Source organism: Bacillus sp. TH13 (genome assembly GCF_016651175.1).
Lineage (GTDB): Bacteria > Bacillota > Bacilli > Bacillales > Bacillaceae_G > Bacillus_A > Bacillus_A thuringiensis_S.
The window spans coordinates 1,732,666-1,758,629 of the sequence record NZ_JAEKEJ010000025.1 but is presented as its reverse complement, the minus strand read 5'-3'; the positions used below and the strand labels follow the sequence as shown (position 1 = coordinate 1,758,629).

Sequence of the window (25,964 nt, the reverse complement as noted above, 5' to 3'; positions counted from 1 at the left end):
TAATCATTGGATTGTGTCTGTTGCTATGTGTATTTGCTAGTTTCTTTAGATTTAAAACATTAAATCTAAAGAATGAATCTTATAAAGTGGTAAAAGGTGAGTTTTTATCTAATAGAATTTTTGAAGATGGACAAGGAATTACGTTTCATGCACTTGATCCTCTGGATCCTACAAAAGTTTATGATCCTTATGAAGACCGTGAAGTAGTGACGTATGTGTTACCTTTAGATATTACAAATACAACGAATCGGGATATTAATTTGCTTAGTAATAAGTCTATTTCTAATACAATGTTTTATTCTAAAATAGGAGAGTTTTATAATTTAATTCCGTATTCAATGGAATTACCTGAAAAATATCAGTTTGAGCCTGTAATACCTGCTGGTAAAACGGTACGAGGATATATTGGGACAAATTATTTTATAGGAGATGACCCTGGTAAGAATTATAAAAACTTTTCAAATGAATCAACTAAGGTGAAATTCATTTCTTTTATGAAGGATCAGAAAGGGAAATATCATGAATTAGAAATACCAATAAATTAATAAAATTCATGATTGATCCATATATATTTTAAAGGTGTTTTTTTGCTGTGGTTGAGTAGATCTTGCAACATAATAATATCTTTTAAAGTCGGAGTTGTTTCGCAGGTGTAAGTATCTATGGATGCTGCACCTGCGAAATTTCCGGCTTTTTGTAATTTTTGATTTAAAACTAATAGATTTCCTTCGATCATCCTCTTTTAAAAGGGGATATTTAATACAAAATGTGCAATAGAGGGATGGAGAAAAGACATGTTAGTTTGTTGGAACAAATGAAATAAAAACTTTTTTTGAATATAAGGCCTGACATTCGGTCGATTGTTGTCATAGTTATAAGACAAGTGTTACAATTATCATTAGGTATATACATTTTAGTTTTTTTAATTAGGAGAAAAATTGGCATAACATACATTTGATTTTTACAACGACTGATTGTAATAGAGAAAAAGAAAAACAATCGGAAGTTTTATTTTAATAAAAAGAGGAGCGTATTTCCTATGATCGGTATTTTAAAAAAGGTGTTTGATGTAAACCAACGCCAAATTAAACGTATGCAAAAGACAGTTGAGCAAATTGATGCATTAGAGTCATCTATTAAGCCACTAACTGATGAACAATTAAAAGGAAAGACGCTTGAATTTAAAGAACGTCTAACAAAAGGTGAAACAGTAGATGATCTATTACCTGAAGCTTTTGCGGTTGTTCGCGAAGCGGCAACTCGTGTTCTTGGAATGCGTCCATATGGCGTACAGTTAATGGGTGGTATTGCCTTACATGAAGGGAATATTTCTGAGATGAAAACGGGTGAAGGTAAAACGTTAACATCTACATTACCTGTATATTTAAATGCTTTAACAGGAAAAGGTGTTCACGTTGTTACAGTCAATGAATACTTAGCACAACGTGATGCGAATGAAATGGGACAACTTCATGAGTTCCTTGGCTTAACGGTAGGAATTAACTTAAATAGTATGTCACGCGAAGAAAAACAAGAGGCTTATGCTGCTGATATTACGTATAGCACAAATAATGAGCTTGGATTCGATTACTTACGTGACAACATGGTTTTATATAAAGAGCAGTGCGTTCAACGCCCGCTTCACTTTGCTATTATCGATGAAGTCGATTCTATTTTAGTCGATGAAGCGCGTACGCCGCTTATTATTTCAGGACAAGCTCAAAAATCAACAGAGCTATACATGTTTGCAAATGCATTTGTTCGTACGTTAGAAAATGAAAAAGATTATTCATTTGATGTGAAAACGAAAAATGTAATGTTAACAGAAGATGGTATTACGAAAGCAGAAAAAGCTTTCCATATTGAAAACTTATTCGATTTAAAACATGTAGCACTTCTTCACCATATTAATCAGGGGCTTCGTGCACACGTTGTTATGCACCGTGATACAGATTATGTTGTACAAGAAGGCGAAATCGTAATTGTAGACCAATTTACTGGTCGTCTTATGAAAGGTCGTCGTTATAGCGAAGGATTACACCAAGCGATTGAAGCAAAAGAAGGTGTAGAAATTCAAAATGAAAGTATGACGCTTGCAACAATTACATTCCAGAACTACTTCCGTATGTATGAAAAATTATCTGGTATGACTGGTACAGCAAAAACGGAAGAAGAAGAATTCCGTAGTATTTACAATATGAATGTTATCGTAATTCCAACGAACAAAGATATTATTCGTGATGATCGTGCTGATTTAATCTTCAAATCAATGGAAGGTAAGTTCAATGCAGTTGTTGAGGATATTGTAAATCGTCATAAACAAGGGCAACCTATTCTTGTTGGTACAGTTGCAATTGAAACGTCAGAGCTTATTTCAAAAATGTTAACACGTAAAGGTGTACGCCATAACATTTTAAACGCGAAAAACCATGCGCGTGAAGCAGATATCATTGCAGAAGCTGGTATGAAAGGTGCTGTAACGATTGCGACGAATATGGCTGGTCGTGGTACGGATATTAAGCTTGGAGACGATATTAAAAACGTGGGTCTAGCAGTTATCGGTACAGAGCGTCACGAAAGCCGTCGTATTGATAATCAGTTACGTGGTCGTGCTGGTCGTCAAGGGGACCCTGGTGTAACGCAGTTCTACTTGTCTATGGAAGATGAATTAATGCGCCGCTTCGGTTCTGACAATATGAAAGCGATGATGGATCGTCTTGGTATGGATGATTCCCAGCCAATTGAAAGTAAAATGGTTTCTCGTGCGGTAGAGTCTGCACAAAAACGTGTTGAAGGAAATAACTATGATGCACGTAAGCAGTTATTACAATACGATGATGTACTTCGTCAGCAACGTGAAGTGATTTATAAGCAGCGTCAAGAAGTAATGGAATCGGAAAACTTACGTGGCATTATTGAAGGTATGATGAAATCTACAGTAGAACGTGCTGTTGCGCTTCATACACAAGAGGAAATTGAAGAAGATTGGAACATTAAAGGTCTTGTTGACTACTTAAATACAAACCTTCTTCAAGAAGGAGACGTAAAAGAAGAAGAATTACGTCGCCTTGCTCCTGAGGAAATGAGCGAACCAATTATCGCGAAATTAATAGAGCGTTACAATGACAAAGAAAAGCTTATGCCAGAAGAGCAAATGCGTGAGTTTGAGAAGGTTGTTGTATTCCGCGTTGTAGATACAAAATGGACAGAGCATATTGATGCGATGGATCATCTTCGTGAAGGTATTCATTTACGTGCTTACGGTCAAATTGATCCACTTCGTGAGTACCAAATGGAAGGATTTGCAATGTTCGAGTCAATGGTTGCTTCTATTGAAGAGGAAATTTCTCGTTACATTATGAAAGCTGAAATTGAACAAAACTTAGAACGTCAAGAAGTTGTTCAAGGTGAAGCTGTTCATCCATCTAGCGATGGCGAAGAAGCGAAGAAAAAGCCAGTTGTAAAAGGTGACCAAGTGGGCCGCAACGATTTATGTAAATGTGGTAGCGGTAAAAAATATAAAAACTGCTGTGGTATTGTTCAGTAATATAGGGCGGTAGCTTTGGCTGTTTTGCAAACTTTTATATCAAAAATGTATAATTAAGAAGGGTTAAACTCTCTCCGTAATAAGTGGAGAGAGTTTCCCTTGTTTTCATACGAAAGTAACAGCAATTACATAGAGGTGAAGGAAATGGAATTAGTAGAAATTAGACAGGAATTAGAGAAAATGGCTAAGCGATTAGCGGCTTTTAGGGGGTCTCTTTGACCTTCCTACTAAGGAGAAACAAATTGCAGAATTAGAAGAAAAAATGATGAGCGCAGGATTTTGGGATGACCAACAAGGCGCGCAAGCTGTAATTAATGAAGCGAATGCGTTAAAAGATATGGTTGGAAGTTTCCGTCAATTAGATGAAACGTTCGAAAATTTAGAAGTAACGCATGAGCTTTTAAAAGAAGAATACGATGAAGATTTACATGAGGAATTAGAGTCAGAAGTAAAAGGCTTAATTCAAGAAATGAATGAGTATGAGCTTCAGTTACTATTAAGTGATCCTTATGATAAAAATAATGCAATTTTAGAATTACATCCAGGTGCAGGTGGAACTGAGTCACAAGACTGGGGTTCTATGTTATTACGTATGTATACACGTTGGGCTGAAAAACGTGGATTTAAAGTAGAAACGGTTGACTATTTACCGGGTGATGAAGCTGGTATTAAGAGTGTAACTTTATTAATTAAAGGTCATAACGCTTACGGTTACTTAAAAGCAGAGAAAGGTGTACATCGTCTTGTACGTATTTCACCATTTGATTCTTCAGGTCGTCGTCATACATCGTTCGTATCTTGTGAAGTTGTACCAGAGTTCAATGATGAAGTTGAAATCGAAGTACGTACAGAAGATTTAAAAATTGATACGTATCGCGCAAGTGGAGCGGGTGGGCAGCACGTTAATACGACAGATTCAGCAGTTCGTATTACACATACACCGACAAATACAGTTGTAACGTGTCAGTCGGAACGTTCTCAAATTAAAAACCGTGAGCATGCGATGAAGATGTTAAAAGCGAAATTATATCAAAAGAAACTAGAAGAACAACAGGCACAATTAGATGAAATCCGCGGGGAACAAAAAGAAATCGGATGGGGTAGCCAAATCCGTTCTTACGTATTCCACCCGTATTCTCTTGTAAAAGACCACCGTACAAATACGGAGGTTGGTAACGTACAAGCAGTTATGGATGGAGAGATTGATCCATTTATTGATGCTTACTTACGTTCTCGCATCTAATAAGTGAAAAAAAGCCAACTAAATTGTTGGCCCACGCTGAGGATATAGAGGATATAAAGAATTTGATTTTATTTTTATAGATGAAGTAAAGAGGAAGAGAAGTTGGAAACGACAACTTCTCTTTTTGATGGGATTATATGTAGATTACAATGGTGTATATTGTTTTGTAAAAAGTAGAGAATAGTAAAATAGAGCGATAATAGGGTAAAGATTTATATAGAACATTTCTAATTTTCCTTTTAAAAAGGATTCTTTATAGAAGTTTTTTAAGCTGTTCACAGAATTGAAACAACTTATGAAAGCTTTATTTTATCAAGGTTCTCACTGTATTTTTGAGGAATATGAAATACACCTTAGTTTTTCTATATAAAGATAATGCTTATAATGAAAATGAGTGTGTTAGGAATAAAAAGAATATCAACAATGGGGAGCGATAGAAGTGAAAAAGAAATTGTTGGCTATTGCGCTAGGGACATCGGTTGTTTTTGCTTTAGGAGCATGCGGAAATAAAGAAGAGAGTAAGTCTTCGAAACAGTCTGCAAGCACAGACAGCGCAGAACAAATTTTCCAAAGAAGTTGTGCTGGATGTCACGCGACAGATTTATCAGGGGCAACTGGACCTGATTTAAGAAAAGTAGGCGGTAAGTACGACGCTGCAGATATCGAAGAGATTATTAAAAAAGGCCGCGGTTCAATGTCACCAGGACTTATTCAAGGTGAAGATGCGAAAAAAGTATCTGAATGGTTAGCTGAACATAAATAAAAAAGGTGAACTGGACGAGTTGATAATATAGGTCAACTCGTTTTCCTTTTCATTTATGTAACATAACTGTAACAAAAATGTATCCGAACTGGAAACCGTTTGATGTTACAATGGGGTTTGTAGAATTTTGCTGAAATATATTACATAGAGTGGTATTGCTTATGAGAAAGCATAAGTAAACTACCTTCAACAAGGATGACTAAGTGAAAATGAAGGATGTCTTTTATTTTCAGATGTACAGAAAAGTATTTCGAAAAAAATCATTAAGTATTGGGTGATAAATAATGATAAAAATGACGAATGTTTATAAGGAGTACCCGAATGGTATGAAAGCCATTGCTGGTCTTACAGTTAACATTAAACAAGGTGAGTTCGTATACGTAGTTGGACCGAGTGGAGCCGGAAAATCTACATTTATTAAAATGATGTATCGTGAAGAGAAGCCATCTACAGGATCAATTAATGTAAATGGACTTGTTATTGAAACATTGGCAGAAAGAGATGTTCCATATTTTCGTCGTCAATTAGGCGTAATTTTCCAAGATTTTAAATTACTACCTAAATTAACGGTATATGAGAATGTTTCGTTTGCTTTAGAAGTAATTGAAGAAGAACCAGATGCAATTCGTGAGCGTGTAACAGAAGTTTTAGGTCTTGTAGGTCTTGAAGATCGTGCAGATGCAATTCCAAGTGAACTTTCAGGTGGAGAGCAACAACGTGTTGCGATTGCAAGAGCGATTGTAAATCGACCAAAGGTTGTAATTGCTGATGAGCCAACAGGTAACTTAGATATTGAAACAGCTCTTGATATTATGAAGATTTTTACTCGCATTAATGAGCGTGGTACAACAATTGTTATGGCGACGCATAATGCAGATATCGTAAATACAATCCGTCATCGTGTAATCGCGATTGAAGGCGGAAAAATTGTTCGAGACGAGATTGAGGGAGGATACGGATATGAAGGCTAAGACCCTTAGTCGACATTTGCGAGAAGGTGTAAAGAATCTATCACGTAACGGATGGATGACATTTGCTTCTGTTAGTGCAGTAACAGTTACATTATTACTTGTAGGTGTCTTTTTAACAGCGATTATGAATATGAACCATTTTGCGACGAAAGTAGAGCAAGATGTAGAGATTCGTGTACACATTGATCCAGCTGCAAAAGAAGCTGATCAAAAGAAATTAGAAGAAGATATGAGTAAGATTGCAAAAGTAGATTCTATTAAATATTCTTCTAAAGAAGAAGAGTTAAAACGTTTAATTAAAAGCTTAGGTGATAGCGGAAAAACGTTTGAGTTATTTGAACAAGATAACCCACTTAAAAACGTATTCGTTGTAAAAGCAAAAGAACCAACAGATACAGCGACAATCGCGAAGAAGGTTGAAAAAATGCAGTTTGTCAGTAATGTTCAGTACGGAAAAGGGCAAGTTGAACGATTATTTGATACTGTAAAAACTGGTCGTAACATTGGGATTGCGTTAATTGCTGGTCTTTTATTCACAGCAATGTTCTTAATCTCTAACACAATTAAAATTACAATTTATGCTCGTAGTACAGAAATTGAAATTATGAAACTTGTTGGTGCAACAAACTGGTTCATTCGTTGGCCATTCTTGCTAGAGGGATTATTCTTAGGAGTATTAGGATCAATTATTCCAATTGGCCTAATTCTAGTTACGTATAATTCGTTGCAAGGTGTGTTTAACGAAAAACTTGGCGGAACAATTTTCGAGCTTCTACCATACAGTCCTTTCGTATTCCAATTAGCTGGTTTACTAGTGTTAATCGGTGCGTTAATCGGTATGTGGGGAAGTGTAATGTCAATTCGTCGCTTCTTAAAAGTATAAAAAGTTGCAAACATAATTCGTACAAGCTTATCATATAGTAGAAATAGGTAAAGGCATCACACGCTGTGTGATGCCTTTTGCTACACCACCTGTGTGTTTTGGAAAGGGGAATTCCGCATTGAAACGTAGAGTTGCAATTATTGGAATGGTTGTTGCATTTTTAATTGGTGCTGGCGGAATGTTTGCAGGCATGTCTGTATTTGGGGTTAACCCAGCAGAAGTAACGCAAACAATTTCGAGTGGGAATGCTAGCACTGCGCAAGGGAATTTGGCAAAAATTAATGAGGCGTATGCACTAATTGATTCACGTTATGTGGAAGACGTGAAAGATGAAAAGTTAGTTGAAGGTGCAATACAAGGCATGTTGTCTACGCTGAAGGACCCTTATTCCACGTATATGGATAAAGAAACAGCCAAACAGTTTAGTGAATCGCTTGATCCTGAATTAGAGGGGATTGGGGCTGAGGTGAACAAGACGGACGATAAGCTTATTATCGTATCGCCAATTAAAGGTTCACCAGCAGAAAAGATAGGAATTAAACCGAATGACCAAATTTTATCTGTAGATGGAAACAGTGTGAAAGACTTATCACGTGAAGAAGCAGTATTAAAGATCCGTGGTAAAAAAGGAACGACTGTCGCAATTGAAATTAAACGTGCGGGAGTAACTGATCCGATTGTATTTAAAATTAAGCGTGAAAAAATTCCGATCTTCACAGTGTTTAGTTCTGTGAAGCAAGAGAGCGGAAGAGATATCGGTTATATGCAAATCACTTCTTTTGCTGAAAATACAGCGAAGGAATTTAAGGATCAGTTAAAAGAGTTAGAGAAGAAAAATATAAAAGGCTTAGTTATTGACGTGCGTGGTAATCCTGGTGGTTATTTAAATAGTGTAGAAGATATACTAGGAGAAATTATGACGAATAAAAAGCCGATGCTACAAGTAGAGCAGCGAAATGGTGAGAAGAAGAAATTCTCTACGGAACTGAAAGAGAGAAAACCATATCCAATTTCAGTATTAATTGATAATGGAAGTGCTTCTGCTTCAGAGATTTTAGCTGGTGCGCTGAAAGAAGGAGAAGGATACGATTTAATTGGTGAAAAGACATTTGGTAAAGGTACTGTTCAGCAAGCTGTTCCATTTAAAGACGGCAGCAACATTAAATTAACGATGTTTAAATGGTTAACACCGGATGGGAACTGGATTCATAAAAAAGGAATCGCGCCAACAGTAGAAGTGAAGCAACCAAATTATTATCATGCGACACCAATTCAAATTGAAAAAACACTTTCATACAATTCAAATGATGTACAAGTAAAACATGCTCAAGAAATGCTTAAGAGCTTAGGGTATGTACCAGGTCGTGAAGATGGATACTTTAGTAAAGAGACAGAATCGGCGCTGAAAGCATTCCAAAATGCGAATGAAATGGAAGCGACAGGACAGCTTGATAAAAAGACAGCTGAAGCGATTCAAACTAAAATTATCGAAAAAATCCGTTCTGGAGAAAATGATCTACAATTACAGTCAGCATTAAAATTAATGGCAAAATAAGAAGAAATACAGGCAGTTTTCTGCCTGTATTTTTTTGTGTTAAACAAACGTTTGTTTAGTTATGATAATATAAAAAGAAAGAATGATATAAATGGTGGTGAATGAGTTCGTGGAGTCGTGGATTTTTGAAATAATGCGGGCAGTTGGACGTTTTTTCTTACACCCTGCTGTCTATATATTTGTAATAAGTAGTATCTTCGTTGGATACTTACGTATGTTAAGAGAACGAAAAGATTTTTCTTTTAAAGTTTATGATATTTGGTTTGAACTGCGAACCTCTCTATTTGCAGGGATGGGATACGGATTAGTAGTATCTATTATTACGATTGGGCTTGGACTTGTTGTTTCTAAAGCAAGCTTATGGGCCATTTTAATTTGGACATTACTATTTGGATTAACGGCTATGTATCGATATTTATCGGCGGCTTATACATTTAGCATTGCGATTGTATGTGTTCTATTATCTTCTAAGCTACCAATTTCCTTCTTACAGCTTCGAGAAGGTGAAGAGAATACCATTGTATCCCTTGCTATTTTGCTAGGCGTTATGCTTATTGTAGAAGGTTTATTGATTTCTAAAAACGCAGTAGGATACTCTACACCGAAGATTAGGAAGGGGAAGCGTGGATTAAAGATTGGTTTACACGAATCAAAGCGTTTATGGATCGTTCCTATTTTTATTCTTGTACCGGGTGATGCGGTAACGCAGTTTATTTCATGGTGGCCTGTCGTTTCAATAGGTTCAAATACATATTCTCTATTCCTCGTTCCATTTTTAATTGGATTTATGAGAAAGATTAAAAGTTATGAGCCGACGGAAGCTTTATTATTTACAGGAAGACGTGTTTATGGGTTAGCAGGACTTGTGCTCGTTTTAGGAATCGCAAGTTACTGGTGGCATGTACTTGCAATTATCGCGATGGGAGTCGCAATGCTTGGGCGTTTCACAATTTCGATGCAAGAGAAAATTACTGATGAAACAAGACCAGCGTATTTTGCTGCACGCAATGATGGGCTCGTTGTACTAGATACAATCCCAAATACAATTGGAGCAGAGCTAAAATTACTGCCTGGAGAAATTATTACGAAAGTAAATGGAGTCATTCCAAAAAGCGCCGAGGAATTTTATGATGCGCTTCAAACGAAGACGACAGGAGCATTTTGTAAATTAGAAGTATTAGATACAAATGGTGAGCTTCGTCTTGCGCAAACTGCATTATATGCTGGTGGACATCACGAATTAGGTATTGTATTTGTTGAGCAGGAGCATGAGTGGGATTCGGAAGCGATGTAATAGAAGGAAAGGTATCATCTTGTGGTGGTACCTTTTTTGTTTTTTGGTGGGAGGGTAGTTAGTAAATGAAATTTATATCGGCGATTATTCGAATATATCGACTTCCTGGAAAAAACGACAACTATCAAAAATCTTATTTTTAGTTTCATAGACGGATAACTTGAATAATTATTTGATAATGGTTATCATTTAGAGAGTCTTTTTAATTTTGGAAAATGGAGGTAAGATATGCTGCGTAAATTTTTTTCTTACTATAAACCGTATAAAGGTTTATTTATACTCGACTTTTCTTGTGCGGTTGTCGCAGGATTACTAGAACTTGGCTTCCCGCTTATCGTAAATCAATTTATTGATAAGTTATTGCCAGGACAAAACTGGACGCTTATTTTATGGGCTTGTTTCGGTTTACTTGCAGTGTATATATTAAATGCAGGCTTACAATATGTTGTTACATATTGGGGACATATGCTTGGTGTTAACATTGAAACGGATATGAGGCAGAAATTATTTGATCATATTCAAAAGCTATCATTTAGATTTTTTGACAATAATAAAACAGGTCATTTAATTTCACGTCTTACAAACGACTTAATGGAAATTGGGGAAATTGCTCACCATGGACCGGAAGATTTATTTATCGCTATTATGACTTTAGTTGGGGCATTCTCATTTATGATGATGATCAACTGGAAGTTAGCGCTATTAACGTTCTTCGTCATTCCATTCTTATTATGGTTAGCACTTTACTTCAACAAAAAAATGACAGGTACATTTAGACGTTTATTCTCAGACGTTGCTGATTTCAATGCATGTATTGAGAACAATGTTGGTGGTATTCGCGTAGTACAAGCATTCGGAAATGAAAAGTTTGAGAAAGAGCAATTTGCTGTTAACAACGCTCGTTTCCGTACAACGAAATTAATGGCGTATAAAATTATGGCATTAAATTCATCGATTAGTTATATGCTCATGCGTCTCGTAACACTCTTTGTGTTAATATGCGGTACATGGTTTGTTCTGCAAGGTGAATTAACGTACGGTGGATTTATTGGATTCGTTCTATTAACGAATATTTTCTTCCGCCCAATTGAAAAAATTAATGCGGTAATCGAAAGCTATCCGAAAGGGATCGCTGGTTTTAAGAGATATGTAGAGCTTCTGGAAACAGAGCCAGATATTGTAGACTCTAAAGGTGCGATGGAAGTTAAACATGTACATGGTGATATTCAATATAGCAACATTACGTTCGGATATGAAAATAAAGAACCGATTTTAAATGACATTAGTTTGAACATACATGCAGGTGAAACGGTTGCGTTCGTTGGACCATCAGGAGCTGGAAAAACAACGTTATGTAGTTTACTCCCACGTTTTTATGAACAATCGTCTGGTTCAATCCAAATTGATGGTATTGATACGAAAGATATGACATTATCTTCACTTCGTAAACAAATTGGAATTGTGCAGCAAGATGTGTTCTTATTCTCAGGAACGATTCGTGAAAATATTGCTTACGGAAATTTAAAAGCGTCAGAAGCTGAAATTTGGCAGGCGGTAAAACGTGCGCAGTTAGAAGACTTAATTTACTCACAACCAGACGGTTTAGATACCGTTATCGGTGAGCGTGGTGTGAAACTTTCTGGTGGACAGAAACAGCGTCTAGCGATTGCTCGTATGTTCTTGAAAAACCCACCAATTTTAATATTAGATGAAGCGACTTCTGCATTAGATACAGAGACGGAACTAGCGATTCAAAAATCGCTTGCAGAACTATCTGTCGGCCGTACAACATTAGTTATCGCTCACAGGCTTGCAACGATTAAAAATGCAGATCGTATCGTCGTTGTAAATAAAGATGGTATTGCAGAACAAGGTTCGCATGAGGAACTAATTGAGCAAGGCGGAGGATACAGCCGATTATACGAAGCTCAGTTCAGTTCATAAATATAATTTCTACTGAATTAGTGCACCATAAGTAAGTGAAAATCTTATATGGGAGGCTATAAAGCATGATTGTAACAACAACGTCTACAATTCAAGGAAAAGAAATTATTGAGTACATCGATATCGTCAATGGAGAAGCGATTATGGGCGCGAATATCGTTCGTGACCTTTTCGCTTCTGTTCGTGACGTTGTCGGCGGTCGCGCGGGTGCTTATGAAAGTAAATTAAAAGAAGCGCGCGACATCGCAATGGAAGAAATGAAAACTTTCGCAAGACAAAAAAATGCAAATGCTATTGTTGGTATCGACGTGGATTACGAAGTAGTTCGCGAAGGAATGCTAATGGTTGCAGTGAGCGGGACTGCTGTCCGTATATAAAAGTAAAAAGCCGTGCATCAGCACGGCTTTTTACTTTTATATGTCGAAGTTTCAATATTTCTTGGGAAATGCGGAAGGTCCCGTCGATATATAGGGAAGACATTAGAGTACTTCTTTACATTTTTGAATTTGAGTTAATAATTTTGCGTATTCTTGTTCGAGAGATGGGATGTTATCGTGATGATTTGGCATGGAAATTCGGCCGATGATTTCCGTTAATTTTGTTTGTAATCGTAACAATTCCTGTTCAGTAACATTGACAGAATCCCTGGTTGTTCTTTTTGTGTATTGCTCGTAATTACCGTGGAAGATTCTTGGTTCACTCTCATCTACTTGTAGAATATGGTCTGCAACAGAGCGAATAAAGGCACGGTCATGGCTAATGAAAAGTATTGTGCCAGGATATTCTTGTAACATGGTTTCTAATTCTTCTTGCGTTGCTAAGTCTAAATAGTTTGTCAAACTTATTTCTATTTGCTATTTTTGAATTCATTATTATACAATTGTGCTTTTGCCAGCGCCTCAGCATCGTTTTTAATTTCATCCAGTCCATTCGCATCCCCAATGATATATCCTTCAAATGATGAACCAACAAAATCGAAGATGTATTGAAACTGAGCGATAAGCGGCAATGCTTTCAGTTTAGGATTGTCTCCGCCAACGATGACAACATACATTTTTTTGCCTTTCATTTTTTCTTTGAAATGAAGAGATGTATCGCGCAAGCTTTGTGACCAACGATCGACGGAGTTTTTCATATGTCCGCTCATTCCGTACCAGTATAGCGGTGTAGCAAAGATAATTGTGTCGTGCTCTAACATGCGTTTGGTTAACTGCTCATAATCATCATTTACAGGTTGGAATCCTTCTGCATCATGACGTTGGTCTGTAATAGGATGGACTGTATGGTCTCGCAAGTAAATTTGTTCTGTTTCAATGCCCTCTATCATCATATGTGTTAAAGCTTCTGTATTTCCGTTTTGTCTTGAACTGCCATGTATAACGAACATGTAATCATCCCTTTTCTTTTGCTTGTTTTAGGAGTGAAACGTGTTTTTGCAAATTTGTTTGAATGTTGGAAAGCAATGAGATTTGCTTTGTTACTTCATTGAGTTTATCTTCATAAAGCATAAGGATACTACTGCACGGATTGTCGTACAGGTGCGGTTCAATTTCAAGGCAGCGTAGCATCCTTGCCGTCTCTTCTAAATTTAAGCCAATTTGTAAGTACATTTGAATAAGTTCTACTTTTTCGATGGCACTTTCATCAAAATCACGGTAGCCATTTGCGAGGCGCTTAGAAGGGAGTAGTCCCTTTTCTTCGTAATGTCTTAGTGATCTTTCACTAACGCCAGTTTCTTTTGATAATTCTCCAATTCGCAATGTGTTTCACTCCTTTTACATGTATTGTAAACCTTCACACTAATGTGAAGGTCAATGCTGTTTTTTCGCAAAAGAATCTAGATGATTTAAGAACACTTGAATGGCTTTAGATGGAATGAAATATTTGCCGCGCACGATGGAGAACGGACGGATTAGTTGTTCATTTGGAACTTCGACGTGGAATAGTTCTTTTGCTAGTAGCTCTTTCCGTACCGTCCAATCAGAAAGTATAGCGATGCCAAGACCGGCACTAACAGCTTCCTTTACGCTTTGGATACTACTGAATGTAAAGAATCGTTTCATCTTTAAATGGTGTTGATGAATAAAGCGGTCACTATAAGCGCGTGTACCAGAACCACTTTCTCTTAGTACCCATACTTGATCTTGGAGTGTGCTTTCACTTATTTCATTTGTGCGGAGCAATGAATGATTTGGCGGAACGACGAGCTTCATTTCATCTTGCATAAATGTTTCAACGTCAACGTCAGCGTATACGACTTGCCCTTCTACTAAGCCGATATCAATTTGATTAGAGCGAAGGCTTTGCAAAACGTCTTCTGTATTTGAGATGAAAGTATGAACTTCGACGTGTGGATTTTCATTCGCATAGTTAGCCAGTATTTTTGGAAGTAAGTATTCGCCAATTGTAAAACTAGCACCGATGCGAAGTGTTCCTGTTACAACGTTATGTAGTTCATTAATTTCTTGCTTAGCATCTTCGTAAAGAGAGAGCATTTGCTTTGCATGTATATATAATATGTTTCCAGCTTCCGTAACTTGGACGTGCTTCGGGGAGCGTTGAATAAGTGTAGTGCCAAATTCGTTTTCTAAGTTGCGTATATGCATACTTACTCCGGGTTGTGAAAGGTTTAATAATTCTGCTGCACGAGAGAAATGTTTCTGTTCAACGACAGTAACAAAAATTTTTAAAATGTCTACGTTCATATAATGGGATCCTTTCTTTTTCTATCATCTTATCATAAGTATTTCTGATGATAGGGATTCAATATTGATATTAAACTTATGATAGAAACTCTCTTATAATGTAAGTAGAAAGAACATGCATGTTCCAATACGATTATTGGGGTGGTACAAGGTGGAACAAACACTTGTTATACAAAAGAAGAAGGGCTTTGGATTTTCGCAAGGAATTGGGATTACATTATTAATCGCAATTGCCGCGAAATATTTAGCAGAGCTTCCATTTTTAAATATTATGGGACAATTAGTAATTGCTATTCTAATTGGGATGGTTTGGCGAGCAGCTATCGGAGTTCCGCAAGAAGCGATAGCTGGAACGAATTTCGCGAGTAAGAAATTACTTCGCTTTGGGATCATCTTACTTGGAATGCGATTAAATCTTGTTGATATTGCGGAGGCAGGGCCGAAAGTATTAGTCATCGCGGCGGTTGTTATTACATTTACTATTTTTGTTGTATATGGACTAACGAAAGTATTTAAAGTAGAGAAGAAGCTTGGAATTTTAACAGCGTGTGGAACAGCAATTTGCGGCGCGGCCGCGGTTGTGGCAATTGCACCGCAAGTGAAAGCAAAAGATGACGAAACAGCAGTTGGAGCAGCGATCATCGCAATTTTAGGTACAATATTTACGCTTATTTATACGTTATTATATCCAGTGCTTGGTTTATCTCCGTACGGTTACGGTGTATTCTCAGGTGCGACGCTGCATGAAATCGCTCATGTCATCGCAGCTGCGGCACCAGGAGGAAGTACGGCTGTAGACATCGCAGTTATCGTGAAATTAACGCGCGTTGCAATGCTTGTGCCAGTAGCGATTTTAATTGGATTATGGTTTGGTAAGAGTGAAGGTAGCGAGGAAAAAAAATCGTGGCGCGACCTTCCAATTCCGTGGTTCATCTTCGGATTTTTAGCGATGAGTGCAGTACATTCGCTCGGGGTTATACCAGAAGTTGTTGCCGGCTACATTGTTGTCATTGCTTACATGCTTATTGCAATGGCGATGGCGGGGCTTGGTTTAAATGTAGAGTTTAAAACGTTCCGTAAGTTAGGAAGTAAGGCATTCGTGGCGGGGCTGATCGGTTCGGTTTGCCTTTCTATTCTTGGCTATGTTCTTGTATATGTATTAGGATTTATGTAGTAGGACGAAGAAGCTGTTCCAAAAGATATTTTGGGACAGCTTTTTTTCTTATGATTATAGTGCTACTGATGTCGATATATTTGGGAAATCGCTGATATAAATTGAATTACTCTTGTACTTAGTTAGAGAAGATGTTCAGTGAAATGTTTTACTAAAATTTGTAAAGATATCTTTACTTGTAACTGGAAAATATTTATAATTAAAGTAAAGATATCTTTACTTTCGAAGGTGGAGCCTATGGGTGTGAAAAATAAAATAAAAGAGTTAAGAAAGCAACATCATATAACGCAAGTTGAAATGGCAAAGGCGATGCAGGTGACGCGGCAGACGATTGTGGCGATTGAAAATCATCACTATAACCCGAGTCTAGAGTTATCCCTAAAAATCGCCAAATATTTTGGAGTGAAGGTGGAGGAAATCTTTACGCTGGAGTAAGGGGAAAGAAAATAAATGATAAGTTTGAGAGATTTCAATTAGATTAAACGTTTAAATATATAAGGATTGGTTTTGGTTTATTAATAAGTATGGCATCGACGAGTGTATTAGCAACAAGGAATAGATAGAAAAAGGGGAACTGGGATGGAATTACCGGTGTTATGTGTCGCTACAGCTATATTTGCGCTTCTTTGGGGAATGCAAAACTTTTCTCGTAATCCAGTGCCAAGCATTTGTATTATGATTGGCACTGTAGGTTTATCATATTATTTATTAGTTTCAGCTCATTATCATAAAACAGCAACGAGTGTTGTCGTTGGGGCACTTATTTTATTTTGTGGGCGTGCTGTACAAAAAGGATTATTTCCGTAAAAGCTGTTTATACAAAGAGTATAAACAGCTTTTTGTATTTTTTTTACAAAAGACTTGAAAGTTACGTAACGTCATCTTTTATAATGAAGGGGAAGAGGTGATGGTAGTGATTTCAATACAAGAATTGACGAGAGAAACAGGGGTTACAGTACGTACATTACGTTATTATGATCAAATAGATTTATTAAAGCCGAGCGGGAAAACAGAAGGTGGGCATCGTTTATATAGTGAAGTTGACGTAATAAGGCTGCAACAAATTTTATTTTTAAAGGAAATGGGATTTTCATTAAAAGAGGCTGCGAATATGTTAGTAATAGGTGAGCTTAACTTAAAGGATTCTCTTGAAAAACAACTTCGGTTTGTACAGGAAGAACAAAAGAAATTTAATCGAATGGAGCGTGTTTTACAAGCTGTTGTTTATTCGGTAGATGTGGAGGGAGAACTTGATTGGAAAGTTATGTTTGAACTTATTCAGCTTTCTAAACAGTCTCCTCGTATACGTGAAATATTCCAAAATGAAGTGTTTTCAAAGGAAGAACAAAAGTTGCTTCACAATTTGCCGAATATGAGTGAAGAAGATCCGAATGTTTTAGAATGGGTAGATTTATTAAAGCAATTCCATACTTTTATGAAGGAAGGTAAAGAAGCTGCTAGTGATGAGGTACAAGGGGCAACGAAAAAATTAATGCAGAAGTGTTTAGAAATGACTAATGGTGACGAAGCGTTTTTAGATAAGTTATGGGAAGTTAGAAAATCGAAGGAAGATTCACAGAAAATGAGCATGTATCCAATTGAAGAAGAACTTTTAATATATATGGATGAAGCTTTTCGTATTTATGATGAAAAGGAGAAGGATAAATGAGTATACTCGCAGAATATCGTTGGTATTTTTTAATTGGGGCAGAAATTGTATTTTGGTTATCAGCTATCGGTTTCTTTTTACTCCGTTACGGATTCCGTTTGAAAAAGGCGAGCTTTATTATGGGAATTGTACTCCTCATAAATGAAGTGTTTATTTTAACTTTAGGGGTAGTGGACTATTATCAAACAGGAAAGTTCTCTAACTTTCAGATCATTACTGTAATTATTTTATTGTATGCAGTTTTCTACGGGAAAAAGGATTTGAAGAAGCTTGATATATTTGCGCAAAAGCTAGTTGCGAAATGGCGGAATGAACCAGCGCCAATTATGGAAGAGCACGTAGAATTAACAGGTATGGCCTATGCGAAGCAGGAAATAAAAAATTGGGTATTACATCTTGTTTTATTCGTTGGTGTGCACATATTCTTTTTCTTCGCGTATGGATTTATTCCATTTGAACAATGGGGTAATTGGTTAGAATCGGGAATCGTTTTAAATAAAGCTGCAAGCCGTGTGAGCCAAGTGTGGGCAATTATATTTTTAGTTGATACAGTGATTTCATTTTCATATGTGATTTTTCCGAAGAAGGAGAAAAGAAAAGAAAAGCTACTTTCATAGTTGAAAGTAGCTTTTGGGTATACAAATAATTTTTATAGGAGAGGATGACAATAGGAAAAAGAACCAGTTTTATATGTCTATTTCTCTTTAGTTTAGTAGCATGTTCACCATCTAACACTACAATTAATAAGAAGAATGATGTCATCGTAAAGGGAACCAGGATTTCCAATCTAGATAAATTCGAGCAGTTCGTTTTGAATGTGGAACAAGGGAAAGTTGATGAAATAAGAATTGTACAGTATACCGATGAAGGTAACCCGGTTTTTCAAACGTTAGAACATAGTGGGAAAGATATACTTTATGTATTAGATAGTAGACAAGACAAATTTGCTGGTGAGGATAAAGGCTTATATAAAGATAGCTGTAAAAGGATTGTTAAAGAGCAGTGTGAATTGCAAACGGCTTATAGGTTAATAGACTGTGTGAATGAAAATGGGCGCAATGGATATGATTTATTATATGTACCTGAAAAATAGAGTTAGTAGAGGAAGGAAGTTTTGACTCCTTCCTTTTTCTATGTATATATTGTCGAAAATTTTACCGAATATCTGTTCGTTTTTTTAGGTTTTTTATGGGTGTTCGTGGTAAAATAATAATACAGATTTTTATGAGGAGGTCGGATTTTACTTGGAACATCAATTTGAAATTATATCAGCGTATTCCCCGCAAGGTGATCAGCCGGTAGCTATAGAGAAGCTTGTAGAGGGAATTAATAGTGGAAAGAAAAAGCAAGTGTTACTTGGAGCAACAGGAACGGGTAAGACATTTACGATTTCAAATGTCATTAAAGAAGTGCAAAAGCCAACACTTGTCATGGCTCACAATAAAACGTTAGCAGGACAGCTATATAGTGAGTTGAAAGACTTTTTTCCGAATAATGCAGTTGAATATTTTGTTAGTTATTATGATTATTATCAGCCAGAAGCGTATGTGCCGCAAACAGATACGTTTATTGAAAAAGACGCGCAGATTAATGATGAAATCGATAAATTGCGTCACTCAGCAACGTCTGCATTATTTGAACGGGACGATGTAATTATCGTTGCGAGTGTTTCGTGTATATATGGTTTAGGTTCTCCTGAAGAGTACCGTGAGTTAGTTGTTTCACTTCGAGTTGGTATGGAAAAGGACCGCAATCAATTGCTTCGTGAACTTGTTGATGTGCAGTATGGACGTAATGATATTGATTTCAAGCGTGGTACATTCCGTGTGCGCGGAGATGTAGTTGAAATCTTCCCGGCATCACTTGATGAGCATTGTATCCGAATTGAGTTTTTCGGTGATGAAATCGATCGTATTCGCGAAGTAAATGCGTTAACAGGTGAAGTATTAGCAGAACGTGATCATGTAGCAATCTTCCCGGCATCTCACTTCGTTACACGTGAAGAGAAAATGAAGGTCGCTATTGAAAATATCGAAAAAGAATTAGAAGAGCGTTTAAAGGAGTTAAATGATAACGGTAAGTTGTTAGAAGCGCAGCGTATAGAGCAACGTACACGTTATGATTTAGAAATGATGCGCGAGATGGGCTTTTGTTCAGGGATTGAAAACTATTCCCGTCATTTAACACTTCGTCCAGCAGGTGCAACGCCGTATACGTTATTAGATTATTTCCCGAAAGATTTCTTAATCGTTATGGATGAATCGCACGTATCAGTGCCACAAGTAAGAGCGATGTATAACGGTGACCAAGCACGTAAACAAGTGCTTGTGGATCATGGATTCCGTCTGCCATCGGCTCTAGATAATAGACCGCTCATGTTTGATGAGTTTGAAGAGAAAACAAATCAAGTTATTTACGTTTCAGCAACGCCGGGACCGTATGAGTTAGAGCAGTCACCAGAAGTAATAGAACAAATTATTCGTCCAACAGGGCTTTTAGATCCACCAATCGATATACGACCTATTGAAGGTCAAATTGACGATCTATTAGGAGAAATTCAAGATCGTATTGCAAAAAATGAACGTGTACTAATTACGACTTTAACGAAGAAAATGTCAGAGGATTTAACGGATTACTTAAAAGATGTAGGAATTAAAGTGAACTATCTTCACTCTGAAATTAAAACGTTAGAACGTATTGAAATTATCCGTGACCTTCGCCTTGGTAAGTTTGATGTACTTGTCGGTATTAACTTATTACGAGAAGGATTAGATATTCCAGAAGTATCACTTGTAGCTATTTTAGATGCAGATAAGGAAGGGTTTTTGCGTTCAGAACGTTCGTTAATTCAAACGATTGGTCGTGCGGCGCGTAATGAAAACGGCCGCGTTATTATGTACGCAGATCGCATAACGAGATCGATGGGAATTGCAATTGAAGAAACGCAGCGTCGTCGTACTATACAAGAAGCTTACAATGAAGAGCATGGTATCACGCCGAAAACGATTCAAAAAGGCGTTCGTGATGTAATCCGTGCAACGACAGCGGCTGAAGAGACAGAAACATACGAAGCAACTCCTGCTAAGAAAATGACGAAAAAAGAGCGCGAAAAGACAATTGCGAAGATGGAAGCAGAGATGAAAGAAGCAGCAAAAGCGTTAGACTTCGAGCGTGCAGCTGAACTAAGAGATTTACTATTAGAATTAAAAGCGGAAGGGTGAAAAGAGTGAGTAAGAGCAAGGATTTTATCGTTGTAAAAGGTGCTAGAGCACATAACTTAAAAAATATTGATGTAACCATTCCGAGAAATCAGCTTGTCGTTGTAACGGGATTGTCTGGTTCGGGGAAATCATCATTAGCATTTGATACGATTTATGCAGAAGGACAGCGCAGATATGTAGAATCGTTATCTGCGTATGCGCGTCAATTTTTAGGACAAATGGATAAGCCGGATGTGGATACGATTGAAGGGTTGTCACCAGCGATTTCGATTGATCAAAAAACGACGAGTCGTAATCCACGTTCAACTGTCGGAACAGTGACGGAGATTTATGATTATTTACGTTTATTATTTGCACGAATTGGTACGCCAATTTGTCCGAATCATGGGATTGAAATTACATCACAAACAGTCGAGCAGATGGTAGACCGTGTTCTTGAATATCCTGAGCGTACGAAATTGCAAGTGTTAGCGCCTATCGTGTCTGGGCGTAAAGGAGCGCATGTGAAAGTACTTGAAGATATTAAGAAGCAAGGGTATGTTCGTGTACGTGTTGATGGTGAAATGCTTGATGTGTCTGAAGAGATTACGTTAGATAAAAATAAGAAGCATTCCATTGAAGTTGTAATTGACCGTATTGTTGTAAAAGAAGGAATCGCAAGCCGTCTTGCTGATTCACTTGAAAGTGCATTAAAGCTTGGCGGAGGCCGAGTGTTAATTGATGTAATGGGAGAAGAGGAACTTCTATTTAGTGAACATCATGCTTGTCCACATTGTGGTTTTTCAATCGGAGAATTAGAGCCGCGTATGTTCTCATTCAACAGTCCGTTCGGAGCGTGTCCTTCTTGTGATGGACTTGGTTCAAAGCTAGAGGTAGATTTAGAGCTTGTTATCCCAAACTGGGATTTATCATTAAATGAACATGCGATTGCACCTTGGGAACCGACAAGTTCACAATACTATCCACAACTTTTACAATCTGTATGTAATCACTACGGCGTTGATATGGATATGCCTGTGAAACATATACCGAAAGATTTATTTGATAAAGTGTTGTACGGAAGCGGGGAAGAGAAGGTTTATTTCCGCTATGTAAATGAATTTGGTCAAGTAAAGGAAAATGAGATTTTATTTGAAGGTGTTATTCCAAATATTGAACGTCGTTATCGTGAAACGAGTTCCGATTACATTCGTGAGCAAATGGAGAAATATATGGCAGAGCAAGCTTGTCCGAAGTGCAAAGGCGGACGCTTAAAGCCTGAGAGTTTAGCTGTTTTTGTTGGTGATAAAACGATTGCTGATGTAACGAAGTATTCTGTTCAAGAAGTACAGGAATTCTTCTCAAATGTGGAGCTAACGGAGAAGCAACAAAAAATTGCTCATTTAATTTTAAGAGAAATTCAGGAGCGCGTTGGGTTCTTAGTGAACGTTGGTTTAGATTATTTAACGTTAAGTCGTGCCGCAGGAACTTTATCAGGTGGTGAGGCACAACGTATTCGTTTAGCGACGCAAATTGGTTCTCGTCTAACGGGTGTACTTTATATTCTTGATGAGCCTTCAATTGGTTTACACCAGCGCGATAACGATCGTCTTATTCGTACATTGCAAGAAATGCGCGATTTAGGTAATACATTAATCGTTGTTGAGCATGATGAAGATACGATGATGGCTGCTGATTATTTACTTGATATCGGACCAGGTGCAGGTATTCACGGTGGGCAAGTTGTATCAGCAGGGACACCAGCTGAAGTGATGCAAGATGAGAATTCATTAACAGGGAAGTATTTAAGTGGTAAAGAGTTTATTCCAGTTCCACTTGAAAGACGTAAAGGTGATGGACGTAAAGTAGAGATTGTCGGCGCAAAAGAGAATAACTTAAAGAATGCGAAAATGTCATTCCCACTCGGTACGTTTGTAGCGGTAACAGGGGTATCTGGTTCTGGTAAAAGTACGATGATTAATGAAGTGCTATATAAATCGTTAGCGCAAAAGTTATATAAAGCGAAAGCGAAGCCAGGTACTCATAAAGAGATTAAAGGTCTTGAACATTTAGATAAAGTAATTGATATTGATCAATCGCCAATTGGTCGTACACCACGTTCTAATCCAGCGACGTACACAGGTGTATTCGATGATATTCGTGATGTGTTTGCACAAACGAATGAAGCGAAAGTGCGCGGATATCAAAAAGGACGTTTCAGCTTTAATGTAAAAGGTGGACGTTGTGAAGCGTGCCGTGGTGATGGAATTATTAAAATTGAAATGCACTTCTTACCAGATGTATACGTTCCGTGTGAAGTTTGTCACGGTAAACGTTACAACCGTGAAACGTTAGAAGTGAAGTATAAAGATAAGAACATTTCTGAAGTGTTAGGAATGACAATTGAAGATGGGGTAGAATTCTTCGCTAATATCCCAAAAATTAAGCGTAAACTTCAAACGCTTGTAGATGTAGGGCTTGGTTATATGAAATTAGGACAGCCAGCTACGACGTTATCTGGTGGTGAAGCGCAGCGTGTGAAGCTAGCTTCTGAATTACACCGTCGTTCTACAGGGCGTACGTTATATATTTTAGATGAGCCAACGACTGGTTTACATGCACATGATATCGCGCGTCTTCTAGAAGTGCTGCAGCGTCTTGTTGAGAGCGGTGAGACGGTACTTGTAATTGAACATAATTTAGATGTGATAAAAACAGCTGATTATATCGTTGACCTTGGACCAGAGGGCGGAGATAAAGGTGGACAAATCGTTGCTTCTGGCACGCCAGAGCAAGTAGTGAAAGAAGAGCGCTCGTACACAGGTAAGTATTTAAAAGAGATTTTAAATCGTGATAAAGCAAGAATGAAAGAGAAAATAAAAGAAGTAGAGTTATCGCAATAAGTGTATGAATAAAACCGGGTGGAAATGACACTCGGTTTTTATTGTATAGGGGGAGATGATGGAGTTTTTAGATGTGTTGCGAAAGAAGAATATGAAGGTAAGAAAGTTCCAAAAGTGGGGTGTATATTTTCGGAAGCGCTGGGAGAATAACTTTGCAAACCATTTAAGTGATGAAGAAAAAGAAGACATTTTCCTTTACGGAGATAAGTATGTATGTGGATATCTTTGGCACATATTTAGTTATGAGAAAAAGAAGTGCTTAGAAGGAACAGAAGCAGAGAGAGCGTTTCATAATGAAGTGAAAAAGGAGTGCTACATTTTCTACCAACACTGTGATGAGATACTATTAATAAAGGATGCGAGTTTATTACATATGGATGATATATTGTGTGAGACAGATGATGCGTATAAAGGTGATATCTATATTGTAGATAAAGATTTCACTTGGACTTTTGTAAAAACTCATGAACATAGATGGTGTGGTCCCTATTTCACAAAGAAATGTTGGTAGGTATACAAGCGTGAAGAGTAGAATAAGTTGATATAAGTGTTTGTATGATACTTGCGTTTCTTATCTATTAGCGTATGATGAAATATATATGTTTAAAAGGATGTGTAAGAAAATGAGATGGATTGTATCACTTCTTGTAAATAGCGTTGTGTTAATCGCTGTATCGGGACTTTTAAAAGGGATTGCACCAGACGCGTTTTACGTAGCAAATATACAAACTGCAATTATTGCGAGTATTATTTTGGCTGTTTTAAATGTGTTCGTAAAGCCGTTTTTAATTTTAATTACGCTACCAATTACTGTTGTAACTTTCGGCTTCTTCTTAATTGTTATTAATGCGATTACGTTAAAAATAGCAGATTCATTATTAGGAGATGCTTTTAATATATCAGGATTTGGTGTAGCGATTGTTGCGGCAATTTGTATTTCAATTTTTAATATGATTATTGAAAAGGCAATTGTGGAACCTCTATATGAAAAAAAGAGAAAATGACAAAAAGAAAAACATTTCATTATTCGTATGAAATGTTTTTTTCTATTTATTAGAAACCGTATTTCTTGTTTCCAGAAAAAAATGGTACAATATCCGGTAGAATGGAATTTTACATCAAACGAGACTGAACCCGCAGCGGAGTGGAGGTTTATACATATGCCAAAAGTAAGGACAAAAGATTTAATTGAACAATTTCAATTGGAGTTAATAAGTGGTGAGGAAGGAATTCATCGTCCGATTGATACAAGTGATTTATCACGACCTGGAATTGAAATGGCAGGATTCTTTACATATTATCCAGCTGATCGCGTGCAGCTTCTTGGAAAAACGGAGCTTACGTTCTTTGATACGTTAACGACAGAACAAAAACAAGAGAGAATGAAAGCGCTTTGTACCGAGGAGACGCCATGTATTATTATAACTCGTAATCAAGATGTACCAGATGAGTTATTACAAGCATCACGTGAATCAGGCATGCCTTTATTACGTTCTTCTCAAACGACAACGAGATTATCAAGTCGTTTAACCAATTATTTAGAAGGTAAGCTAGCACCAACAACTGCTGTTCATGGTGTATTAGTGGATATTTACGGTGTTGGTGTTTTAATTACAGGTCAAAGTGGTGTTGGTAAAAGTGAGACAGCTCTTGAACTTGTGAAGCGTGGCCATCGCCTTGTTGCGGATGATAGTGTAGAAATTCGCCAAGAAGATGAAGACACATTAGTAGGAAGCTCACCAGATTTAATTGAGCATTTATTAGAAATTCGTGGTCTAGGTATCATTAACGTTATGACGTTATTCGGTGCAGGGGCAGTGCGAAATTATAAGCGTATTACACTTGTTATTAATCTTGAAATTTGGGATCAAAAGAAAAATTATGATCGCTTAGGTCTTGATGAAGAGAAGATGAAAATTATTGATACAGAACTTACGAAGATTACACTTCCAGTTCGTCCTGGTCGAAACTTGGCTGTTATTATTGAAGTAGCAGCGATGAACTTCCGTTTAAAACGTATGGGAGTCAATGCAGCACAGCAGTTCTCAGAACGATTAATGAGTGCGATTGAGTTAGGGAATCAGGAGTAAACATTGGAGAGGGAGGTCATACA

The 25,964-nt window shown here is 37.2% G+C and carries 26 protein-coding genes and 1 pseudogene; 22 read left to right on the top strand and 5 right to left on the bottom strand.

Annotated features, from left to right (window positions below):
• Positions 1-17: 17 nt before the first annotated feature.
• Positions 18-545, top strand: a complete 528-nt coding sequence (locus JFU02_RS17585) for a hypothetical protein (RefSeq protein WP_042973457.1) — start codon at positions 18-20, stop codon at positions 543-545.
• On the opposite strand, the gene JFU02_RS17580 is transcribed toward JFU02_RS17585, so the two are convergent.
• On the bottom strand, positions 542-736 hold the full coding sequence (locus JFU02_RS17580; RefSeq protein WP_042972814.1) for a hypothetical protein: 195 nt from the start codon (positions 734-736) through the stop codon (positions 542-544). The genes JFU02_RS17585 and JFU02_RS17580 overlap by 4 nt on opposite strands.
• Positions 737-1,039: 303 nt before the next feature.
• Between JFU02_RS17580 and secA the strand changes: the two genes are divergently transcribed.
• From secA to JFU02_RS17535, 9 genes are all read left to right on the top strand, one after another.
• Positions 1,040-3,547 (top strand): preprotein translocase subunit SecA, encoded by a 2,508-nt coding sequence (gene secA, locus JFU02_RS17575; RefSeq protein WP_000579371.1) that lies wholly within the window; start codon positions 1,040-1,042, stop codon positions 3,545-3,547.
• 144 nt (positions 3,548-3,691) lie between these two features.
• A protein-coding gene (gene prfB, locus JFU02_RS17570; RefSeq protein WP_097807990.1) for a peptide chain release factor 2 occupies positions 3,692-4,790 on the top strand; the annotation gives its coding sequence in 2 pieces (ribosomal slippage) (positions 3,692-3,763 and positions 3,765-4,790; 1,098 coding nt in all).
• Between the two features lie 439 nt (positions 4,791-5,229).
• Positions 5,230-5,553, top strand: coding sequence for a cytochrome c551 (gene cccB, locus JFU02_RS17565; RefSeq protein ID WP_000727971.1), 324 nt, complete (start codon positions 5,230-5,232; stop codon positions 5,551-5,553).
• Between the two features lie 284 nt (positions 5,554-5,837).
• Positions 5,838-6,524 (top strand): cell division ATP-binding protein FtsE, encoded by a 687-nt coding sequence (gene ftsE / locus JFU02_RS17560; RefSeq protein ID WP_000594331.1) that lies wholly within the window; start codon positions 5,838-5,840, stop codon positions 6,522-6,524.
• A complete protein-coding gene (ftsX, locus tag JFU02_RS17555) occupies positions 6,514-7,407 on the top strand; it encodes a permease-like cell division protein FtsX (protein WP_000645028.1) in 894 nt (297 codons plus the stop codon). Before ftsE ends, ftsX begins: the two co-directional genes overlap by 11 nt.
• Before the next feature lie 118 nt (positions 7,408-7,525).
• Positions 7,526-8,962 carry a S41 family peptidase gene (locus tag JFU02_RS17550; RefSeq protein WP_000830306.1) on the top strand — a complete coding sequence of 479 codons (1,437 nt, stop codon included), beginning with the start codon at positions 7,526-7,528 and terminating at the stop codon, positions 8,960-8,962.
• A 91-nt stretch (positions 8,963-9,053) separates the two neighbouring features.
• On the top strand, positions 9,054-10,256 hold the full coding sequence (locus JFU02_RS17545; RefSeq protein ID WP_050427763.1) for a PDZ domain-containing protein: 1,203 nt from the start codon (positions 9,054-9,056) through the stop codon (positions 10,254-10,256).
• A gap of 228 nt (positions 10,257-10,484) precedes the next feature.
• On the top strand, positions 10,485-12,200 hold the full coding sequence (locus JFU02_RS17540) for an ABC transporter ATP-binding protein (RefSeq protein ID WP_000944608.1): 1,716 nt from the start codon (positions 10,485-10,487) through the stop codon (positions 12,198-12,200).
• Between the two features lie 65 nt (positions 12,201-12,265).
• Positions 12,266-12,577 (top strand): heavy metal-binding domain-containing protein, encoded by a 312-nt coding sequence (locus tag JFU02_RS17535; RefSeq protein ID WP_000637523.1) that lies wholly within the window; start codon positions 12,266-12,268, stop codon positions 12,575-12,577.
• A 102-nt stretch (positions 12,578-12,679) separates the two neighbouring features.
• On the opposite strand, the gene JFU02_RS17530 is transcribed toward JFU02_RS17535, so the two are convergent.
• The 4 genes from JFU02_RS17530 to JFU02_RS17515 are packed head-to-tail and all read right to left on the bottom strand — an operon-like array spanning position 12,680 to position 14,905.
• The gene (locus JFU02_RS17530) at positions 12,680-13,039 is read right to left on the bottom strand and encodes a macrolide transporter (RefSeq protein ID WP_201071350.1); all 360 of its coding nucleotides are present in this window, start codon (positions 13,037-13,039) and stop codon (positions 12,680-12,682) included.
• A gap of 8 nt (positions 13,040-13,047) precedes the next feature.
• Entirely contained in the window at positions 13,048-13,587 is a 540-nt protein-coding gene (locus JFU02_RS17525; RefSeq protein WP_201071348.1) for a flavodoxin family protein, read from the bottom strand.
• A gap of 4 nt (positions 13,588-13,591) precedes the next feature.
• Positions 13,592-13,960 carry a MerR family transcriptional regulator gene (locus JFU02_RS17520; protein WP_001219194.1) on the bottom strand — a complete coding sequence of 123 codons (369 nt, stop codon included), beginning with the start codon at positions 13,958-13,960 and terminating at the stop codon, positions 13,592-13,594.
• A 51-nt stretch (positions 13,961-14,011) separates the two neighbouring features.
• Positions 14,012-14,905 (bottom strand): LysR family transcriptional regulator, encoded by an 894-nt coding sequence (locus tag JFU02_RS17515; RefSeq protein WP_001099997.1) that lies wholly within the window; start codon positions 14,903-14,905, stop codon positions 14,012-14,014.
• A 151-nt stretch (positions 14,906-15,056) separates the two neighbouring features.
• Here JFU02_RS17515 and JFU02_RS17510 point away from each other — a divergent pair, with 151 nt between their 5' ends.
• The 12 genes and pseudogenes from JFU02_RS17510 (at position 15,057) to hprK (ending at position 25,941) form a co-directional block, all read left to right on the top strand.
• Positions 15,057-16,079, top strand: a complete 1,023-nt coding sequence (locus JFU02_RS17510; protein ID WP_000438419.1) for a YeiH family protein — start codon at positions 15,057-15,059, stop codon at positions 16,077-16,079.
• 237 nt (positions 16,080-16,316) lie between these two features.
• Positions 16,317-16,514: a helix-turn-helix transcriptional regulator gene (locus JFU02_RS17505; protein ID WP_000538359.1), complete on the top strand. Its 198-nt coding sequence runs from the start codon at positions 16,317-16,319 to the stop codon at positions 16,512-16,514.
• 56 nt (positions 16,515-16,570) lie between these two features.
• Positions 16,571-16,642 (top strand): annotated as a pseudogene (locus JFU02_RS17500) (ATPase); the annotation flags it as partial.
• A 16-nt stretch (positions 16,643-16,658) separates the two neighbouring features.
• The gene (locus JFU02_RS17495; protein ID WP_061667784.1) at positions 16,659-16,886 is read left to right on the top strand and encodes a hypothetical protein; all 228 of its coding nucleotides are present in this window, start codon (positions 16,659-16,661) and stop codon (positions 16,884-16,886) included.
• A 100-nt stretch (positions 16,887-16,986) separates the two neighbouring features.
• Positions 16,987-17,748: a MerR family transcriptional regulator gene (locus JFU02_RS17490; RefSeq protein ID WP_000260347.1), complete on the top strand. Its 762-nt coding sequence runs from the start codon at positions 16,987-16,989 to the stop codon at positions 17,746-17,748.
• A complete protein-coding gene (locus JFU02_RS17485) occupies positions 17,745-18,365 on the top strand; it encodes a hypothetical protein (protein ID WP_201071345.1) in 621 nt (206 codons plus the stop codon). The genes JFU02_RS17490 and JFU02_RS17485 overlap by 4 nt, the downstream gene beginning before the upstream one ends.
• Before the next feature lie 44 nt (positions 18,366-18,409).
• Complete coding sequence (locus JFU02_RS17480; RefSeq protein ID WP_201071342.1) at positions 18,410-18,841, top strand: DUF4362 domain-containing protein; 432 nt, start codon at positions 18,410-18,412, stop codon at positions 18,839-18,841.
• Between the two features lie 151 nt (positions 18,842-18,992).
• Positions 18,993-20,969: an excinuclease ABC subunit B gene (gene uvrB, locus JFU02_RS17475; RefSeq protein ID WP_000400993.1), complete on the top strand. Its 1,977-nt coding sequence runs from the start codon at positions 18,993-18,995 to the stop codon at positions 20,967-20,969.
• Positions 20,970-20,974: 5 nt separating this feature from the next.
• Entirely contained in the window at positions 20,975-23,851 is a 2,877-nt protein-coding gene (uvrA, locus tag JFU02_RS17470; RefSeq protein ID WP_000045588.1) for an excinuclease ABC subunit UvrA, read from the top strand.
• 58 nt (positions 23,852-23,909) lie between these two features.
• Positions 23,910-24,362, top strand: a complete 453-nt coding sequence (locus tag JFU02_RS17465; RefSeq protein ID WP_061667782.1) for a DUF4275 family protein — start codon at positions 23,910-23,912, stop codon at positions 24,360-24,362.
• A gap of 112 nt (positions 24,363-24,474) precedes the next feature.
• Complete coding sequence (locus tag JFU02_RS17460) at positions 24,475-24,855, top strand: phage holin family protein (protein WP_001267308.1); 381 nt, start codon at positions 24,475-24,477, stop codon at positions 24,853-24,855.
• Positions 24,856-25,011: 156 nt separating this feature from the next.
• A complete protein-coding gene (gene hprK / locus JFU02_RS17455; RefSeq protein ID WP_001127251.1) occupies positions 25,012-25,941 on the top strand; it encodes an HPr(Ser) kinase/phosphatase in 930 nt (309 codons plus the stop codon).
• Positions 25,942-25,964: the final 23 nt, after the last annotated feature.

Coding starts and splice junctions, on each gene's coding strand:
- JFU02_RS17460 (WP_001267308.1), top strand. CDS start 24,475: ATGAGATGGATTGTATCACTTCTTGTAAATAGCGTTGTGTTAATCGCT.
- JFU02_RS17480 (WP_201071342.1), top strand. CDS start 18,410: ATGACAATAGGAAAAAGAACCAGTTTTATATGTCTATTTCTCTTTAGT.
- JFU02_RS17525 (WP_201071348.1), bottom strand. CDS start 13,587: ATGTTCGTTATACATGGCAGTTCAAGACAAAACGGAAATACAGAAGCT.
- JFU02_RS17465 (WP_061667782.1), top strand. CDS start 23,910: ATGGAGTTTTTAGATGTGTTGCGAAAGAAGAATATGAAGGTAAGAAAG.
- JFU02_RS17495 (WP_061667784.1), top strand. CDS start 16,659: ATGGAATTACCGGTGTTATGTGTCGCTACAGCTATATTTGCGCTTCTT.
- JFU02_RS17535 (WP_000637523.1), top strand. CDS start 12,266: ATGATTGTAACAACAACGTCTACAATTCAAGGAAAAGAAATTATTGAG.
- ftsX (WP_000645028.1), top strand. CDS start 6,514: ATGAAGGCTAAGACCCTTAGTCGACATTTGCGAGAAGGTGTAAAGAAT.
- JFU02_RS17540 (WP_000944608.1), top strand. CDS start 10,485: ATGCTGCGTAAATTTTTTTCTTACTATAAACCGTATAAAGGTTTATTT.
- JFU02_RS17515 (WP_001099997.1), bottom strand. CDS start 14,905: ATGAACGTAGACATTTTAAAAATTTTTGTTACTGTCGTTGAACAGAAA.
- hprK (WP_001127251.1), top strand. CDS start 25,012: ATGCCAAAAGTAAGGACAAAAGATTTAATTGAACAATTTCAATTGGAG.
- JFU02_RS17505 (WP_000538359.1), top strand. CDS start 16,317: ATGGGTGTGAAAAATAAAATAAAAGAGTTAAGAAAGCAACATCATATA.
- secA (WP_000579371.1), top strand. CDS start 1,040: ATGATCGGTATTTTAAAAAAGGTGTTTGATGTAAACCAACGCCAAATT.
- JFU02_RS17580 (WP_042972814.1), bottom strand. CDS start 736: ATGATCGAAGGAAATCTATTAGTTTTAAATCAAAAATTACAAAAAGCC.
- JFU02_RS17490 (WP_000260347.1), top strand. CDS start 16,987: ATGGTAGTGATTTCAATACAAGAATTGACGAGAGAAACAGGGGTTACA.
- JFU02_RS17485 (WP_201071345.1), top strand. CDS start 17,745: ATGAGTATACTCGCAGAATATCGTTGGTATTTTTTAATTGGGGCAGAA.
- JFU02_RS17545 (WP_050427763.1), top strand. CDS start 9,054: ATGGTGGTGAATGAGTTCGTGGAGTCGTGGATTTTTGAAATAATGCGG.
- ftsE (WP_000594331.1), top strand. CDS start 5,838: ATGATAAAAATGACGAATGTTTATAAGGAGTACCCGAATGGTATGAAA.